Genomic DNA, 16,440 nt, shown 5'->3' on the forward strand with positions numbered 1-16,440 from the left:
ACGAACTCGCACCTTGGGAGGATACAATGAAGTCGATCGCCATGATCGCGACGGCGGCTGCCGTCATCACGTTCGGTGCGGCGCATGCCGCGCCGCTGCCCGAAGCCAGTCCCGACGATGCCGGTTTCTCGAAACAAGGCCTGACTCGTCTCGACAGTTTCTTCGCGCGCGAGATCGCTGCCAAGCGCGTGCCGGGCGCGGTCGTCGCCATCGCGCGGGACGGCAAGCTCGTGCACTACAAGGCCTACGGCATGCTCGATGCGGACAAGGGCACGCCGATGCCGGTCGACGCGATCTTCGCGCTGGCCTCGATGACCAAGCCGATGGCAGCGGTCGCGGGCCTGACGTTGATGGAGCAGGGCAAGCTGCCGCTCCAGGCCAAGCTGTCCGACTATTATCCCGGATTTGCCGACATGAAGGTCGGCGTTCAGCAGGGCGACGGTTCATTGAAATTCGAACCACAGGCGTCGCCGATCTTCATTCACGACCTGTACCGACACACGTCCGGCCTGATGTATGGCGGCCGTCCGGACTCATCGAGCCCGGTGGCGCGGCAATATCCCGATGGCGTTGCACCCGCGGTGGAAGGCGACACCCAGGCCTTCATCGACCGCATGACAAAACTGCCGCTGGCCCATCAGCCGTCGACTGAGTTCGAATACGGTTTTTCGATCGACGTACTTGGTGCCGTGGTCGAGAAGGTGAGCGAGCAGAAGCTCGGCGACTATCTCGCTGCCAATGTCTGGCAGCCGCTCGGCATGAAGGACGCGACTTTCCATCCGACTGACGCACAGCGCCCTCGCCTTGCCCGCCCGTTCGCCAACGATCCACTGACCGGCAAGCCGCAGGCCATCAAGCTTTTGGACACGCCGACCACGTTCGACTGCGGCGGCGCCTGTTCGTTCGCGACCGTCGGCGACTACATCCGCTTCGGACAGATGCTGCTCAACGGCGGCGAGCTCGACGGCCAGCGCGTCCTGGGCCCAAAGACCGTGCACCACATGACGACCAACCATCTCGGTCCCGAGATCAAGAACAACGTGGCGAACATCGAGCCGCATCGCGCCGGCTTCGGCTTTGGCCTCGCAGTCGCGGTCCGGACCGGCGAAGGATTGTCGTCAGTCCCCGGCAATCCCGGCGAGTTCACCTGGAACGGCGCTTTCGGGACGCAGTTCTTCTGCGATCCGAAGGAGCGTCTCGTCGTGGTGGTGGGAACGGCGGCACCGGGCGAGCTGCGCAAATACTATCGCGAGCAGGTCCAGGACATCGTCTACGGCGCGATGGTGAAGTGAGACCCGTGCCCTGAAACAGAGAGGGCGGCCGCTCGGTCCGCCCTCTTGAATTGATTGAGCATGATCTTGTCGGAAAACAGCTGCACACTTTTCCGGATCATGCTCCGGCCTCAGCTCAACACGCCATATTTCTTGAACCAGGCCTCTGCCTGCTTCCATGCATCTTCCGCCGCGTCCTTGCGGTAGCTGCCGCGGTAGTCGGCATGGAAGCCGTGCGGCGCGTCCGGATAGATCTTGAATTCGGCCGTCTTCTTGTTCTGCTCGAGCGCGGCCTTCATCTGCTCGACCTGGGTGACGGGGATGCCGGTATCGGCGCCGCCATAGAGGCCGAGCACCGGCGCCTTCATCTCGGGCGCGAGCTGCATCGGGCTCTTCGGCCACAGCGGGTTGGGCGCATCGACCGGCGGGCCATAGAAGGCAACACCGGCCTTGAGCGTGCCGCTATGGGCAGCATATTCCCAGACGGTGCGTCCGCCGCGGCAGAAGCCGATGATGCCGAGCTTCGCGGTGTCGCCGCCTTGCGATCCCGCCCATGCCACCGTCGCATCGAGATCGGACAGCAGCTCGGCGTCCGGCTTGGCGTTGACGACCGGCAGCAGGTCCTTGATGTCGGTGATCTTGGTGAGATCAGTTCCCTTGCGGAAGTAATAGTCGGGCGCGATCGCGAACGCGCCGAGCTTGGCGAGGCGCCTTGTCACGTCTTTGATGTATTCGTGCAGACCAAAAATCTCCATCGCCACGATGATCACCGGCGCCTTGGTGTTGCCGGCGGGACGGGCGAAATAGACGGGCATCTCTTCGGAGCCGACCTTGATCCTGGCGTCGCCGGCCTGGAGGCCGCTGGTGTCTGTCGTGACCACCTCGGCGCGCACGGGCCCGGCCGCAAGCGTGTAGCCGGCGGCGACGGCCGCGGTGGCGCTCATGAATCCGCGACGCGAGACCGGGGCGACCTTGGTTAGCCCGACGACGTCGGATGTCATGGTGGTTTCAATGCTCATCGGTCTATCCTTCCTGATGTCTGGCCCTGATCCTTCAGGCGGCGCATTCGCCGATAATTGCCGGCGAAACGCAAATCACCAGCCTGCGAGCACAACGCTTTCGGGCCTTGCCCTGAGGCTGCTTCGAACATGTTGTCGACTATGGCGGCCAACGCCGCGCGCTTGCCACTGAACCGCTTCGCTTGCGCGATCGCGGCCGACCCTCTGGCATTCGCAAGACCGATCGTATTTCGGCTTTAACCGCCTGGCTGCATTGCGACGCAACAACCATTAACCGAAAACGGCGGTTCTCTCGTCCTGGCTTGCGCTGCCGCCAGTCGCAGCCGATCCGCCTGCTCGCGCAATTCGACGCGTGTCGCGGCAACAAATGGGCTTTGCGGTGGTGGTAAGGGCACATCATGTTGCGCGACCATCGCATGGACTCGGAATCCGCACGCGAACCGCAGTCATTTGACTGAACTTTTCAGAAAGGTTGAGCGGAGCGATTTACTCGAACTTTCTTGGTGACGCTCTAGTTCCCACAGCCGGAAGTTCCCCCTCGGAAACGGAGGTCTCTTCCCGAACGCGGTCCGCCGCCCGGCGACGGGACGGAGGACCGCCTGAGAGCTTCATTCTCGCCCAACCAGATTGCGCTACCAAAAGCTCAATCGAATAAGATTTATCCGACCTGGAACTGAAATGAATTTGGCTCGTGAATCGATTGAATTGTTGGAGCAGGTCGCACGAATCCTGTGGTTCGAAGGCACCAAGCACGGCCTGCGCGACCGCGAGTGGATGGCTCTGCGCTTCCTCTCCCGCGCCAACCGGTTTTCCCGGACGCCGTCGGCGCTCGCGAGTTACGTCGGCACCACGCGCGGCACCGCCTCGTTCATCATCGGCGAGCTGGAGCGGCTCGGCTATCTCGAGCGCAAGCGCTCGGCCCAGGACAAGCGGTCGGTGATGTTGAGCGTGACACAGCAGGGCAAGAAGTTCCTGGTGCGCGACCCCGTGAACGTCCTCGTCGAAGCCATCGCCGTCCTCGAGGACGAGGCCAAGGTCAGCTTCCGCGATGCGCTGCGACACGTGCTGGATCAGTCGGACGCAGCCGAACAGCGGCACCATACCGACGTCTGCAACCGATGCATCTTCCTTCGCGAAGATCGCACCGGCTCGGACAGCAAGACGACCCCCGAGTTCAGCTGCCGCCTGTTTCGCGCGCCGATCGCGGAGGCGGAGGTCGATCTGCTATGCACCAGCTTCGAGCATCACCGCTAATAGAAGGCGGCCGTGGATCAGGGCGTTGCCTTGCGTGACGAATAGATGACGCCCCCGCTGGACTCCACCACCAGACGTCCGTTCTCGTTCTTGATCTCCTCGATGCGGCCAAGGCCGGGCACCTGCTGTCCCAGCACGGCCTCGACGACGCCGTTCGGGCCTTGCAGGATCGCGATCCCCTCATACGCCTGGCGGACCGACCAGCCCTTGATCGTCTTCCGCGGCATCGCGTTGCGCTCGGACGGAGGCACCGATCCCGTGATCTCGGGCGCCGCGACCGAAGCCATCATCGGCATTGGCTGCTGCGACTGTGCGGCGACGGGCGTCGGAGCCTGGACCTGGGCCTGGGCAAGCTTGTCGAGCTTCACCGTCGAGGACGAGCTCACCCGTTCGATGCGATCCAAATTCTCGCCGAAACGGCCAAAACGGTCACTGGTCGCCTTGCTCGACTGATCGACCGCGGTGCGCAGGCCGTCGAGATTTTCGGACACCCCCGACACCTGCTTGCGTAGTTGCGCCACCGTCTCGCGCAGATTCCGGATCTCCGTGTTGGCCGCGACGTTGCTCTGGGCAGGCTGCATGGTGAGATAGGCGATCACGCCGGTGCAGGCGCAGACCACCAGGGTCGCTGCGACTGCCAATATTGCGAGCGGCGCGACCCATGTCGGACGCGGCGGCGGCGGCTTGGCTACGATCATCGCCGGCTTGATCACGATCGGCGCCGGCTTGGGTATCGCCATCTTGTCGAGCCGCGCCTTGGCGCGAATGCGCTTCAGACCCTCGAGTGCCTCTTTCGCCAGAGTTTCATCACTCGTTGCTGCCGATGCACGCTTGGTGTCCGCAGCAGGCTTGTTGTTCGCAGCAGGCCTGGCGGCATTGTCCCTGGCATCGCGCGCCTCCGCAGCCGGCTTCGCCGCTGCGGAAACATCGGCGGTCGCGTTGGGACGAGCTTGTCCATCGGACAACATGTGAGAATGCTCCGTTCGGTTCTCTCTATCGAAGGGCGAGGTTATTTGCCGAAGCTTGCCTGAACCGTGCGCATCGAAAACTTTTCATCGCGCGCGATGCGACGTCTCATGAGTCAAACGCGTCATGCACGTGGCGAGAGTGCGACTCGAAAGACACACACTCGCCAAGATTTCGCCAAGCTGGAGTCGCCTCGCCATACATGAGTCGAATTGTCGCATGCAGGAACACGACGACGAGAGTCAATCCCGGGTTGAAAACCCCTCAGTGTGCATGAACGCCGGCACCACCCAAAATAGCTGCAATCATACGGGGATGCGGAACTTTAGGACCGTCACGGTGCAAAACTAGTTCAAATTTCAAATCATCTGATGCGATTGAACATACAAAGAAACAACTCGAAACAAACCAACAGCATCAAGCACGTGTAGCAACCGCTTTGCTGCGCACGCTTGATCGGAAATCGGCAATTGTTACGGTCCTACTCAAGTGATTCTCGCCAGTTGGCGAGGAGATCGACACAGTGCAGTGGCGTTCGGACGCGATGAGCAACTTGGCGCAACTGTTCTAGGTCGCTTTCTCATCCGCCCCGCGAGGTGATCCGTAAGACACCCGCCGGGCCTCACGCAGTAAGCGTTCAGTATCGAGTCGAAGTAGCAGGCCTGCGAGACGCAGGCACTGAATGCGTAGGGCTGCCCGCGAATATCGAAACCATAATAACGGTTCGCGGGAAGGAATATCGTCAAACAGCACCGTTGCCGAGCCGGGCATCACAACAACGAACCGGCCGCAACAAGTGCGAAACAGGGGCGAAAGACTGATGTATATTATCGTTGATGATCGCGAGAGCGTCACGAACAGCTACGTTGGAGGGCTCGTTCGCGAAGGCGTATCGTCGATCGGCTTCTCCTCCGGAGAATTCTGGGACTGGCTGCAATCTGCGAGTGAATCGGATCTGGCTGCGGTGGACGCCTTCCTCCTCGGGGATTGCGACGCTCGTGGAAGCCTGCCGCGGGCGATGCGCAAGCGCTCCTCGGCGCCCATCATCGCCATGAGCGGCCAGAAGATGCTCAAGAACACGCTGGAGCTGTTCGAATCGGGCGTCGATGACGTCGTTCACGTGCCGATTCATCTCCGCGAGATCCTCGCCCGAACGGCCGCGATCGCGCGCCGCCGGGTTGGGGAACTACCGAGGCCCTGCGAAACCAGGATCCAGGTCTTCTTCAACGGACGTGACCCCGAGATCGCGGGCCACGCCCTCACCCTGCCCCGCCGCGAACTGCGCATTCTCGAATATATGGTCAGCAACCACGGCAAGTGGATCACCAAGACGCAGATCTTCAACGCGGTCTACGGCATCTTCGAGGCGACCTTCGACGAGAGCGTGATCGAGAGCCACGTCAGCAAGCTGCGCAAGAAACTCCGTGACCGCCTCGGCTTTGATGCGATCGTGGCCCGGCGCTACGTCGGATACCGCCTCAACATCCCGGCCGGCGAGACCATCGAGGTGCCGATGCAGGAACTCGACGAGGTCGGCATCCTCCTGAACAGGGCGCATGCAGCCCCGGCGGCGTATCCGGCCGGAAACTGATACGGCAGGGCACTGCCGCGAAAACGACAACGGCCTCTGCGAACCACCTTCGCAGAGGCCGTTATACTTTCGGCGACGGAAACGGCGAACGCAGGGCGCGGCGGTACGGTCGCCGCGGCGCTTCCGGTCCGGCTGTTTCTATGGCTTCTGCTGGAATTCTTCCTTCGACACGTAGTTGAAGTCTTCAACCAGGACGTCCTGGACGATTTCGGCCTGCATCCGCTCGTTGACCCGCTGCTTGATGGCCGTCGTGAGGATGGAGAGGTCGTAGCGGGCGAGTTTCCTGAAGTCGAGGCGGTCGTCGGCATAGATCCTGCGGAAGGCCTCGTCGACGACGAACGGCTCCGGCGGAACGTTGAGCTGGTGCATGGTTCGCCCCTCCACAGTGTAGACGAAGCGCGCGACGATGTAGCCCTGCACATTGCCGTTCTCGACCATGGGCACGCTCAGCGCCCGCGTCTTCTGGTATTGCAGCCCGTCGAGAAATTCGTCCTTCGCCGGCAGCAGGTTGCCGTTCTCCTTCCAATAGGCCACGCCATAGCTCGTGCCCGCGGTGAGAATGCATACCCAGAGTCCGGCCAGCACGAGTCTGATCATTTTCCGTCCTGTGCTGCGCGGCCGGTATAGGTGCCGTCCGACTCGGCATCCTTGATGGCCTTGACGATGATGGTCGCGACCTCGCGCACCGCGTCGTAGTGCATTTCGAGGATGGACCGGTTCCGCTCGAGCTTCTCGCGTAACCGCTGGATCTCTTCGGTGATCTCGACCTCGCCGCCGAGATGCATTCGTGCCCGCATCAGGCGGACGAATTCCAGCATGCTGCGGCTCTTCCGGGCGCTGAAATCATCGAAATCGATCTTCTTGCCAGTAGCGAGCGCGGCCGTCTCCTCCTCGACGATGCTCGCGAGCCGGCGGATCGCAGAAAGCAGGCCCCGCACCTCGTCCGATCTCGCCGCGTCCGCGCCGTCGCTCGCCACCTCGCCACCGACATTCGGCAGCAGCACGGGCAACAGCGCATCGCCCGTCACGGCGGCCGTCGTCATCGCTTCGGTGTCCACGATCGGCTGTTCCATCACCAGGGCCGCCGCGCCTTCTTGTGCCTGCATAACAAATTCACCCTTCAACTTCTGTCACTCATTCCGGACCGTCATCCGGCCTTGCCCGTAACGTTCGGCACGGCCGGATGCGCGGCAGCGAGCTGCTTGGCAATGCCAATGCCCTTGCCCTTCGCCAGCTGCGCACCAAGCTGCTCCGCCAACATCGATTTCCAGATGCCGCCAGCCGTACCCTTGCCAAAGACTTCCTCCGACTCCTTCGGCAACATCGTCTCGACGAAGGTCTGCAGGATGAACGCTTCGAACTTCCGGTACACCTCGCCGGATGCCGGCGCCTTGATCACCTGCACCGGCGGCCCGTTCACCGCGCCCGACTGCGCTTCGGCGGCCTTCGCGGCGGATTGATCGGCAGCGGCCGCGGCCTTGCCCACCTCCGCGTCCATCGTGGCGGCGAAATCGACATTGGAAGATTTCAGCGCGTCGAGCTTGGCGGCCGCCGCGCGCTGCGCCACCGGGTCGGCGGCATCGAGGACGTCGAGAACGAGGTCGGGTGTCGCTGTCACGATCATGTCTTGTTCCGGTTGGCTGGCCGTGGCGTCCACTCGCGCACGGTGAGGCTTGTACCCGTCATCTCCTCGAGTGATCGCCTTTCGGCATCGCGAAGCTTGTCGGCGAGCGCCGCCTTCGCGACCTGTTCGAGCTGCTTCGCACGGCGGCTCTCCGCGCGAACCTGGTCGAGCTGCTGCGAGGCCTGCGCCTGAAGAGCGCGCGCGCCGACGCTGGTTCTGGCCAGGCGCCGCGCGATCGATTCGCTCGATGATCCCGCCGGCGGCTTCCCCTCGTTGAGAGTTCCGACCAGCCATTCCTGCTCGTCCTGCAAGCTGCGCTCCTGCTGCCGCAGATGTGCGAGCTGCCATTCGGACAGCCGGAGCTGGAGCTTCACGAGCGAGACCATCCGGCCGAGCTTGTCCGCGCGCGACGTCATGACCGATCACTCCGCCAGCCAGGACGAGACGCCGAGCATGAATTGCGTCAAGAGCTCGTCGCTGGTGAGGTAGAGCAGCAGGAAGCCGCCGAACAGCACGAAGGGCACCGAGACGAAATAGACCGGAATTGCCGGCGTCAGCTTGTTGATCAGGCCGACCGCGAAGTTGACGATGACCGAATAGACGATGAACGGGCTGGCGATCCGCAGCGTCAGCACGAACGCCTCCGACAGGCGGCCGACGAGCAGATCGAGCGCCATGCTGCCGCCGATTTTGCTGCCCGGCTGCCAGACGTCGTAGGAATTCATCAGCCCGCGCAGCACCTGCCAGTGCTGGTCGGTCAGGAAGAACAACGTGGTGACGGAGGCCATGATCAGCGGCACCAGGGCCGGTGCCCCCTCGGTGTCAGCGACCGGTGTGCCTGGGATGTTGCTCAGCCCGATCGCGCCCGCCATCACGGTCGCCATGGTCTGCAGCGCGAGGAAGAAGACGCGGCCGCCGAGCCCGATGACGCTACCGACCACGAGCTCGGTGCAGATCAGGAGCACCAGCGTCAGCGGCGCCGCGTTGTCCGTGAGAGGTTTCAGGACGGCGATCAGGATCGGCGTCAACGCAAACGTGGTGACGAGCGCGACGAACAGGCGGACCTGGGGTGGAACGTTGACGCTGGAATAGCCGGGCACCAGCATCAGGCAGGCACCGATGCGGCAGAACACGATGAACGTCACCAGCACGCTGTCGGCGAGGCCGCCGATCACGATATGGCTCCCAGTGCCCTGATCTCGGAACTGCGCGCGACTTCGACATGCGACAGGATCGGCAGCGTTGGAAACACCCGTTCCAGAATCATCCGGACGTAGGGACGGGCTTCGGGCGTCACCGCCAGCACCACGCTGGTGCCGTTCTCGGTGAACTTGCGGATCGCGGCGCTGGCTTCGGTCGCAAACTGCTCGATGAGGCGGGGATCGGCGTCGAATTCGACGACGTCGCCCTTGGCGTCGCGCTTCAGGCTCTGGTGGAACGCCATGTCCCAACGGTTGCCGAGACGGATCACGTTGATCACGCCGTTGTCGGAGAGGTCGCCGCAGATCTGCTGGGCAAGACGCGTACGCACGTGCTCTGCCACCTGCTCGGAGCGCCGCACATGGGGTGCGATCTCGGCGATGGCCTCGAGGATCAGATGGAGATTTCGGATCGACACGCGCTCGGCCAGCAGGATCTTCAGGATCGCCAGAAGGCCCGAGTAGGAGATCTGCGACGGGCAGATATCCTCGACCAGACGCTTGTATTCGGGATCGAGCCGGTCGAGCAGCACGCGCATGTCCTTGTACGACAGGAGCTGCGCGAGGTTCGCCCTGAGCACTTCGCTCAGATGCGTGAGCAGCACCGACAGATTGTCGACCGGCTTGCAGCCCTGGCGCTTGACCTCGTCGGTGAAGGCGTCCGTCACCCACAGCGCCTTCATGCCGAAGGCCGGTTCGATCACCTCTTCGCCGGGCACGTCGGGCTTGCCGTCCTTGTCGACGAGCACCAGCACCTCGCCGAGCCTGAGCTCGCCTTGGGCGACGCGGGTGTCGTGGATCCGGATCTGGTATCCCTTGGGGTCGATCGACAGATTGTCGGTGAGCTTGATCTCGGGAATCACGAAGCCGTACTGCTTGGCGAACTTCTTGCGTATCTTGGCGACGCGGTGGCCGAGCTCGGTGCGCGAGCCCAGCAGATGGACCGACAGATGGCCGCCGAGCGACAGCTCGATCTCCGCGGTCTTGAGTGATTCCTTGACGGATTCCTTGGCGTCGGCCTGGGCCCGCTCGTCGGCCTTGAGTGCCGCCTCTTTGCGCTCCCGGGCTGCCTGCCGCCTCGGCAGCGAGTATCCGACGAAGGCCATGACGCCGCCGAGCAGCAAGAACGGCGGCATCGGCAGCCCCGGCATCAAGGCGAGCACGAACATCATCAGCGCGGCGGCCGACACCGCGCGCGGATAGCCGCCGAGCTGCCGCAACACCGCCTGCTCCGCCGATCCCCTGGTGCCGCCCTTGGAGACCAGCAGGCCGGCCGACAGCGACACGATCAGCGCCGGCATCTGCGTCACCAGACCGTCGCCGACCGAGAGCTTGGTGTAGACGTCGGCGGCACGCGACAGCGTGAGCCCGTGATGGGTGACGCCGATGATGATGCCGCCGAAGATGTTGATCGCGGTGATGATCAGGCCGGCGATGGCATCGCCGCGGACGAATTTCGAGGCACCGTCCATGGCACCGAAGAACGCGCTCTCCTCCTCGAGCTCGCGGCGCCGGCGCTGCGCTTCCTTGTCGTCGATCAGGCCCGCGGACAGGTCGGCGTCGATCGCCATCTGCTTGCCGGGGATGGCGTCCAGGGTGAAACGGGCGCCGACTTCGGCGATACGCGTTGCACCCTTGGTGATCACGACGAAATTCACCGTGACCAGGATCGCGAAGATGATCAGGCCGATGACGAAGTCGCCGCCCATGACGAATTTGGAGAAACCGGCGACGACGTGGCCTGCGGCCTGCTCGCCCTCCCCGCCCCGCGACAGGATCAGACGTGTTGTCGCGACGTTCAGCGCCAGGCGCAGGATCGTCGCGATCAGCAGCACGGTCGGGAAAGCCGAGAAGTCGAGCGGCCGCTGGATCCACAGGGCAACCATCAGGATCAGTGCCGACAGCGCGATCGAGAAGGCGAGACCGAGATCGATCAGGATCGGCGGTATGGGCAGGAACAGGATCGTCAGCATGGCCACGATGCCGCCTGCGAAAAAGGCGTCGGCGCCCAATCGTCGCGGGGTCGGCAGGCTAGCAGCTAACGTATCGGCCATGAGTCACCGGCAGAGGATCCGGCCCGCAATCTGCCGTGCAAAGCTTACGCGGGGGTGGTGGCCGGGGCCATCAGGATCAGAAGCCGCGTTCGATGTGCGAATAGACCATCTCGGTGAAGGTGGAGAGATGGGCACCAATGAAGGAGCCGGAGACGGCAACGACCACGAGAATGACGATGATCTTCGGAACGAAGGTCAGCGTCACCTCCTGGATCTGGGTCAGGGCCTGGATCAGCGCGATGATGGTGCCGACCAGCATCGCGGCGCCGACGGCAGGCCCGGAGGCGACGATGATGGTCCAGATCGCCGCCTGGACGATATCGAGGGCGTCTCGTTCGTTCATGACTGGCTGATCGTGAGACCGGGCCCGACCGCGACTTTCGTGCCGTCCGCGAGGGTCGCGATGGAGCCGTCGGCATTGATGGAGACCGAAGCGACCTTGCCGCTGAAGCTCGCTCCGGTCGCGTCCGTGAAGCTGACGGTCTTTCCGATCAGCCCGTTGGCCTGCGACAGCGACTGCGACGACAGCAGCGAATCCAGTTTGGTATTGGTCTGCATCGCCTGCTCGACCGATGAGAGCTGCGCAAACTGGCTCATATATTGCGAGGTATCCATCGGATTGGTCGGGTCCTGGTTCTTCATCTCGGCGATGAGGAGCTGAAGAAACGTGTTGTAGTCGACGCCGGTGCTCGACGTAGACGTGGGGGGATTGGTCGAACTGGACGACTTGCTGGTGCTATCGGTCGCGCTGGTGACGTTCATGTGCCTCTCCGCTTTCAGGCAGCCTGGAATGGGGAATCGATCGTGGCGCCGGCCAGGATGGCCTGCTCCACCGGAAACAGCGCCCGGATCCGCTTGAGCGCTTCGAAGTAACGGGTTGCCCCGACCAGTTCGTCGACCGCGCCAAGTCCGACCAGCATCTCGTGGCTCTCGCACACCGCGAGCAGGGCCGCGTGATGCTGCCCGTAGAGGGCCGAAGCATCCCGGACGTCGGTCGGGTTCATCAGCATGAGCTGGACGATGAAATAGAGCTGCCGCAGCGCCGTGGTGGCGTCGGACGCCTGCATGATCTGCCCTTCGAGCAGGAACATGACGTCGTTGACGAGCTCGACGGAGACCTTGCGATCCACGCGCAGCACTGCGCCGTTGATGTAGACTCGTTCGCCCGCCCGCAAGGATATCTTCATCGAAGAGCGTCTCGGATCAGGCGGTTGATTTCGATGAGCTGCATCACGTCGTTCGACTTTTCTTCGCGAAGGCGGTCCGCCTCCTTGATGACCCACAGGCCGATCGAGATGATGTCGGCGCGCAGCTTTTCCGGGAGTCCGTTTTCCGGATTGCCGAGATCCTCGATGAAGATCGTCCACAGCCGCCGCACATAGAGCAGGCTCTCGACCAGATCCTCGAGGTTGAAGCGGCCCTTCTGGATCCGCTCGAGCCGGTCGATGCCGAGGCTGAGCGCCTGCCGCTCGCGGCCCCGCGCCTCATAGCCGCTCTCGTCGACGATCGCTTCATAGGCTTCAAACGTCATCGGGAAAACTCTACCTTACAAAGGAGCCATGGCTCAGAGATAGTTGATGAGGCTGATCTTCTGGAGCTGCGAGGTGAGCGCGAGCGCCGTCTGGATCTGGGTCTGCAAGGTGTTGACCCGGACCGAGGCCTCGGTCGGATCGACCGCCTCCATCTTGACGATCTGGTTGTTGAGGATGTCCTGCTGGAGCTTCAGCTTGTCGGTCGCACCGGTGAGCCGCTGCTGGACCGTGCCGACGCCACCGCCGAGCGTAGCGAGGTCAGTGATGGCGTTGCCGACGAGGCCGATGGCCTTGTCCACGACGACCTGGAAGGTCTCCTGGTTCAGCTTCATGTTCCCGAGATCCGCCATCATGGTGTAAGCCTCGGCGAGCTTGCGGAAACCGGTCTGGTTGGCGCTAACGGACGTATCGACGATCTCGGTCGTGGAGATACGGCTTTGCATGACTTGGTCGGTGGCCGATGACCAATTGGTGTTCCAGGCCGGGCTCGCGAACTCGGAATCGAAGGTGGTGTCGAGGAAGGTCTGCATTTGCGCCGGGGTAATGGCGCTCACGCCGGCCGAGGATTGGGTGACCCCGAAGGCCGAAAGGAAATCGGCGTCGACCTTGTTCTTGCTGGCCGAGCCCGCGGTGTAAGCCGTGATCGGCATGTTCTGCGTGTTGATGCCCGAGAAAAGATACGAGCCGTTATAGGAGACGTTAAGCGCGCCGATCAGATCCTGGAGGTTGGATGACGCAGGCGGCAGGATGATCCGCCCGCCGTCAGTGGTACTGCGGGCCGCGATCAGGTCCTTGAGGAAGTCCGTTGCGGTCGAGCCGAGCTGGGTCACCCGATTCTGCGTCGTGTCCAGGCGTCCCGCGACGAGCCCGTTGGTATCGACGAGCTGGTCGGCGAAGCTGAAGTCTGCCCGCAAGGTGACATCGCTTCCCGTCGTGGCACCAAGCTCGAGGCCAACATCGGCGAAGCGGCCGGTGGTGGCTTCCTTCGAGGCCTTGGTCAGCGCGGCCTGATTGTTCGTGATCGAGGACCTCAACGACGAAGACAGCATCAGGGTCGAGATGTAGTTCGCGCTCATCATGACTTAATTCCCCACGGCAGCCAGCAGGCTCTGCAGCATTTCGTCGACGGTCGAGATGATCTTTGACGACGCCGAATAGGTGCGCTCGACCTGAAGCATCAAGGACATTTCGTCGTCCATGTTGACGCCGCTGACATTCGACAGCGCCGCGGTGCTGCGGTCGAGCAGCGTTTTCTGGTAGGTGACGTTGGAATCCGCGGTCTTGCGCTGGTTTTCAATCCAGCTCGTCGACGACGACGCGAAGTCGATCAAGCTGCCGCTCGGCTTGCCTTGCGTGGTTGCATCGAACGGCTGCGCCGCATCCATGCCGCCGATGAGCTGCTGCAGCCGGGTCGAGTAGCCGGCATTACCGGCGGTGTTGTATCGATATGCCGGGTTGCCGCTGATCGCGCCGTCGCGCAGCAGATTGGGGTTGCCGCCCTGAGACGGGTCGACCGAAGCGGCCACGCTGATCAAGCCGGCGAGGCCGACCGAAACGGTGGCGCTCGCCGGCATTGCAGGCGAGCCAGGATAGGTAAAAAGTCCGGGGACGTCGGGCAGCGTCGGAACAGCCGACTGGTCGCTTTCCTTGAAGGTATTGATCAGGCCGCGCGCGATTTCGTCGAGCTGACTCTGATAGGTGACCGTGTCCTGGTCGCGCAGCTGAGCGAGGCCCGCGAGCTTGCCGGACTTGAGCGGCATGACGGAATTGGCACCGGTCACGGGCACGCCATCGATGTAGACGGCATTGCCCGTCGTGCCGGCCGTGTAGGCGTTGGTCGGGGAGAAGCTCACCGATCGCGCCGTCTTGTCGAACAGAACGACGCCGCTGTCGGCATAGAGCGCGGCGTCGCCATTGGGGCGGACCGACATCGTGACGCCGAGTTCCTGCGACAGCTGGGAGACCATGCTGTCGCGCTGGTCGAGGTAGTCAGTGATGTCGTCGCCGGAGATCGTACCCTTCACGATCGCGGTGTTGACGGTCTGAAACTGGGAGAGCAGCCGATTGATATTCTGAACCGACGTATTCATGTCGGCATCCGCGCCCTCACGGACCGTCTGCACGGTCTGGGTCGCCTGGTTGAGCGCCGTCGCCATGTCCTTGGCGGACGTGACCGCCGCCTGCGCCAGCGTGGTGTTGTCCGGGGCGTTGGCGTATTGCTGGAGCGCCTTCTTCAGTGCATTGAGCTGCGCCGTCGGCGACTGGTCGAGCTCCGTATCGTCCACCGTGGCAGATGCGATCTTCTGAAGACCGTCATAGATCGCGCTCTGCTTGGCCGACGAAGAGTTCGCGATCAAGACGTTGCTGTAGAGACCCGAACTGGCGGCGCGCTGGATCGCCGCGACGTACACCCCGGCGCCGGGAAGATTGTCCAGCATGGTGAGCTTGCGCGAATAGCCGGGGGCGCTGGCCCCGGCGATGTTGCGCGAGATGACCGACGACTGGATGCCCGACGTCATCAGCGAAGAGCGGGCGGATTCGAGGGCGGCGGTAAGGTTCATGATCTGCTCTTGCCGGGGACGAGCGCCGAGGAACTCAGCGCTTCAGGTTGACGACGACGTCCAGCAAGTCGGCGCCGGTCTGGAACGATTTCGAGTTCGCGGTGAAGCCGCGCTGCGCCTCGATCATCGAGGTCAATTCGTCCGCGAGATCGACGTTGGAATCTTCCAGAGCGCCCGACTGGACGGTGCCGAGCCCGCCCTGGCCGGCGAGGCCGACCTGCACGTTTCCGGAGTCCAGGTTCGGCGAGTAGACGTTGCCGACTTCGGGGGTCAGGCGGTCCGGGCTCGGAACGTTCGCGAGCGCGATCTGGAAGCTTGGCAGCGTGGTGCCGTTCTTGAGGACGGCGGTGACGACGCCCTTGTCGTCGATGTTCACCTTGTCCACCGCGGACGGGGCGTTGCCATCCACGGTCGCCTTGAAGTCGAAGCTGGAGGCGACCTGCGTCATGGCCGCCAGGTCGATCTTGAAGGCAGCCGAGCCGCCGGGGATCGCCACCGTGAGCGCCGTCGCGCTCGGTGGCGGGCCTACCAGATCCAGCTTGCCTTTTCCGGTCGAGCTTACGTCGAACTTGAACGTGGTCGCGGCGCCGTGCGTCGTCAGCACAGCTCCCGCCGGATCGTATACCTCGACATCCCAGGTGTTCGCGCCAGTCTTGGCCGCATAGACATTGAGCGTTACGGCGTTGCCGATATTGTCGTAGGTCACGATAGAGGTCTTCGAGGTGTAATTGGCCGGACCAGCCGCCGCGGCCGGTGTAGCGACGATTGCCGCACTTGGATCCAGATTGGCGGCGACGGTCGCTTTGGTGGAAGCCGATGCCTGGAGCGCCATCTGGTTGACGTTGACGACCTGGAGGCCGCCGAACCCGTTGGCGGCGACGGTGGGCGTGGCACCGTTCGCGATGTTGTAGCCCATCAACTGGAAGCCGGCGGCGTTGACGAGATTGCCCGTGCTGTCGGGCACGAAGGCACCGGCGCGCGTCAGGAAGTTGTTACCGTTCGGATCCTGCACGACGAAAAAGCCGTTGCCCTGGACCGCGAGGTCCGTCGCCGATGTCGTGAACTGGTAATTGCCGGCATCGCTGATGGCGTAGCGGACCGTGGTCTCGACGGCGCCGGAATCGTAATTGCCGGAGCCGCTCTTCAGAATCAGCGAGGAGAATTCGGTCGAAGCCCGCTTGTAGCCCGTGGTGTTGACGTTGGCGATGTTGTCCGAAACCGTCGACAGCTTGTTGGACTGCGCGCTCATCCCGGAAACACCGGTGCGCATAACACCATACAGGCTCATGAAATAGGCTCCTTTGGTAGGTTGCAGTTACAATGGGGGCTGTTGCTTGCGCGGGGCTGATGATGGGAAACCATGCACAGC

18 protein-coding genes are annotated in these 16,440 nt (G+C 63.1%); 3 read left to right on the forward strand and 15 right to left on the reverse strand.

From position 1 onward, the window contains the following. Positions 1-26 precede the first annotated feature (26 nt). The gene (locus IVB31_RS27920) at positions 27-1,292 is read left to right on the forward strand and encodes a serine hydrolase domain-containing protein (protein ID WP_247330447.1); all 1,266 of its coding nucleotides are present in this window, start codon (positions 27-29) and stop codon (positions 1,290-1,292) included. Positions 1,293-1,402: 110 nt separating this feature from the next. Here the strand turns inward: IVB31_RS27920 and IVB31_RS27925 are convergent, their stop codons facing one another. Then, on the reverse strand, positions 1,403-2,290 hold the full coding sequence (locus IVB31_RS27925; RefSeq protein WP_247330449.1) for a dienelactone hydrolase family protein: 888 nt from the start codon (positions 2,288-2,290) through the stop codon (positions 1,403-1,405). A gap of 678 nt (positions 2,291-2,968) precedes the next feature. Between IVB31_RS27925 and IVB31_RS27930 the strand changes: the two genes are divergently transcribed. Next, on the forward strand, positions 2,969-3,544 hold the full coding sequence (locus IVB31_RS27930; RefSeq protein ID WP_247330452.1) for a MarR family transcriptional regulator: 576 nt from the start codon (positions 2,969-2,971) through the stop codon (positions 3,542-3,544). A gap of 17 nt (positions 3,545-3,561) precedes the next feature. Here IVB31_RS27930 and IVB31_RS27935 read toward each other — a convergent pair whose 3' ends face one another. Beyond that, on the reverse strand, positions 3,562-4,512 hold the full coding sequence (locus tag IVB31_RS27935; protein WP_247330455.1) for a hypothetical protein: 951 nt from the start codon (positions 4,510-4,512) through the stop codon (positions 3,562-3,564). 818 nt (positions 4,513-5,330) lie between these two features. Here IVB31_RS27935 and IVB31_RS27940 point away from each other — a divergent pair. Then, a complete protein-coding gene (locus IVB31_RS27940) occupies positions 5,331-6,101 on the forward strand; it encodes a response regulator transcription factor (protein ID WP_247330457.1) in 771 nt (256 codons plus the stop codon). 138 nt (positions 6,102-6,239) lie between these two features. On the opposite strand, the gene IVB31_RS27945 is transcribed toward IVB31_RS27940, so the two are convergent. From IVB31_RS27945 to IVB31_RS28005, 13 genes are all read right to left on the reverse strand, one after another. Then, positions 6,240-6,698: a hypothetical protein gene (locus IVB31_RS27945; RefSeq protein ID WP_247330459.1), complete on the reverse strand. Its 459-nt coding sequence runs from the start codon at positions 6,696-6,698 to the stop codon at positions 6,240-6,242. Then, entirely contained in the window at positions 6,695-7,207 is a 513-nt protein-coding gene (locus tag IVB31_RS27950) for a flagellar biosynthesis protein FlgN (protein WP_247330461.1), read from the reverse strand. Before IVB31_RS27950 ends, IVB31_RS27945 begins: the two co-directional genes overlap by 4 nt. Before the next feature lie 41 nt (positions 7,208-7,248). Further along, complete coding sequence (locus tag IVB31_RS27955) at positions 7,249-7,725, reverse strand: rod-binding protein (RefSeq protein ID WP_247330610.1); 477 nt, start codon at positions 7,723-7,725, stop codon at positions 7,249-7,251. Continuing rightward, complete coding sequence (locus IVB31_RS27960; RefSeq protein WP_247330464.1) at positions 7,722-8,141, reverse strand: hypothetical protein; 420 nt, start codon at positions 8,139-8,141, stop codon at positions 7,722-7,724. The genes IVB31_RS27955 and IVB31_RS27960 overlap by 4 nt, the downstream gene beginning before the upstream one ends. A gap of 6 nt (positions 8,142-8,147) precedes the next feature. Then, positions 8,148-8,900, reverse strand: coding sequence for a flagellar biosynthesis protein FliR (gene fliR, locus IVB31_RS27965; protein ID WP_247330466.1), 753 nt, complete (start codon positions 8,898-8,900; stop codon positions 8,148-8,150). Further along, positions 8,897-10,978, reverse strand: a complete 2,082-nt coding sequence (gene flhA, locus IVB31_RS27970; protein WP_247330468.1) for a flagellar biosynthesis protein FlhA — start codon at positions 10,976-10,978, stop codon at positions 8,897-8,899. Before flhA ends, fliR begins: the two co-directional genes overlap by 4 nt. A gap of 76 nt (positions 10,979-11,054) precedes the next feature. Then, positions 11,055-11,321 carry a flagellar biosynthesis protein FliQ gene (fliQ, locus tag IVB31_RS27975; RefSeq protein WP_018453982.1) on the reverse strand — a complete coding sequence of 89 codons (267 nt, stop codon included), beginning with the start codon at positions 11,319-11,321 and terminating at the stop codon, positions 11,055-11,057. After that, positions 11,318-11,740, reverse strand: coding sequence for a flagellar hook assembly protein FlgD (gene flgD, locus IVB31_RS27980; protein WP_247330470.1), 423 nt, complete (start codon positions 11,738-11,740; stop codon positions 11,318-11,320). The genes fliQ and flgD overlap by 4 nt, the downstream gene beginning before the upstream one ends. 14 nt (positions 11,741-11,754) lie before the next feature. Next, positions 11,755-12,165 carry a flagellar biosynthesis repressor FlbT gene (gene flbT / locus IVB31_RS27985; RefSeq protein WP_247330473.1) on the reverse strand — a complete coding sequence of 137 codons (411 nt, stop codon included), beginning with the start codon at positions 12,163-12,165 and terminating at the stop codon, positions 11,755-11,757. Continuing rightward, positions 12,162-12,509 (reverse strand): flagellar biosynthesis regulator FlaF, encoded by a 348-nt coding sequence (gene flaF, locus IVB31_RS27990; protein ID WP_247330476.1) that lies wholly within the window; start codon positions 12,507-12,509, stop codon positions 12,162-12,164. The genes flbT and flaF overlap by 4 nt, the downstream gene beginning before the upstream one ends. Positions 12,510-12,542: 33 nt before the next feature. Beyond that, the gene (locus tag IVB31_RS27995; protein WP_247330478.1) at positions 12,543-13,589 is read right to left on the reverse strand and encodes a flagellar hook-associated family protein; all 1,047 of its coding nucleotides are present in this window, start codon (positions 13,587-13,589) and stop codon (positions 12,543-12,545) included. A 3-nt stretch (positions 13,590-13,592) separates the two neighbouring features. Continuing rightward, positions 13,593-15,071, reverse strand: coding sequence for a flagellar hook-associated protein FlgK (gene flgK, locus IVB31_RS28000; RefSeq protein WP_247330480.1), 1,479 nt, complete (start codon positions 15,069-15,071; stop codon positions 13,593-13,595). Between the two features lie 34 nt (positions 15,072-15,105). Then, entirely contained in the window at positions 15,106-16,359 is a 1,254-nt protein-coding gene (locus IVB31_RS28005; RefSeq protein ID WP_247330482.1) for a flagellar hook protein FlgE, read from the reverse strand. Positions 16,360-16,440 lie beyond the last annotated feature (81 nt).

Source organism: Bradyrhizobium sp. 21, from assembly GCF_023073335.1.
Lineage (GTDB): Bacteria > Pseudomonadota > Alphaproteobacteria > Rhizobiales > Xanthobacteraceae > Bradyrhizobium.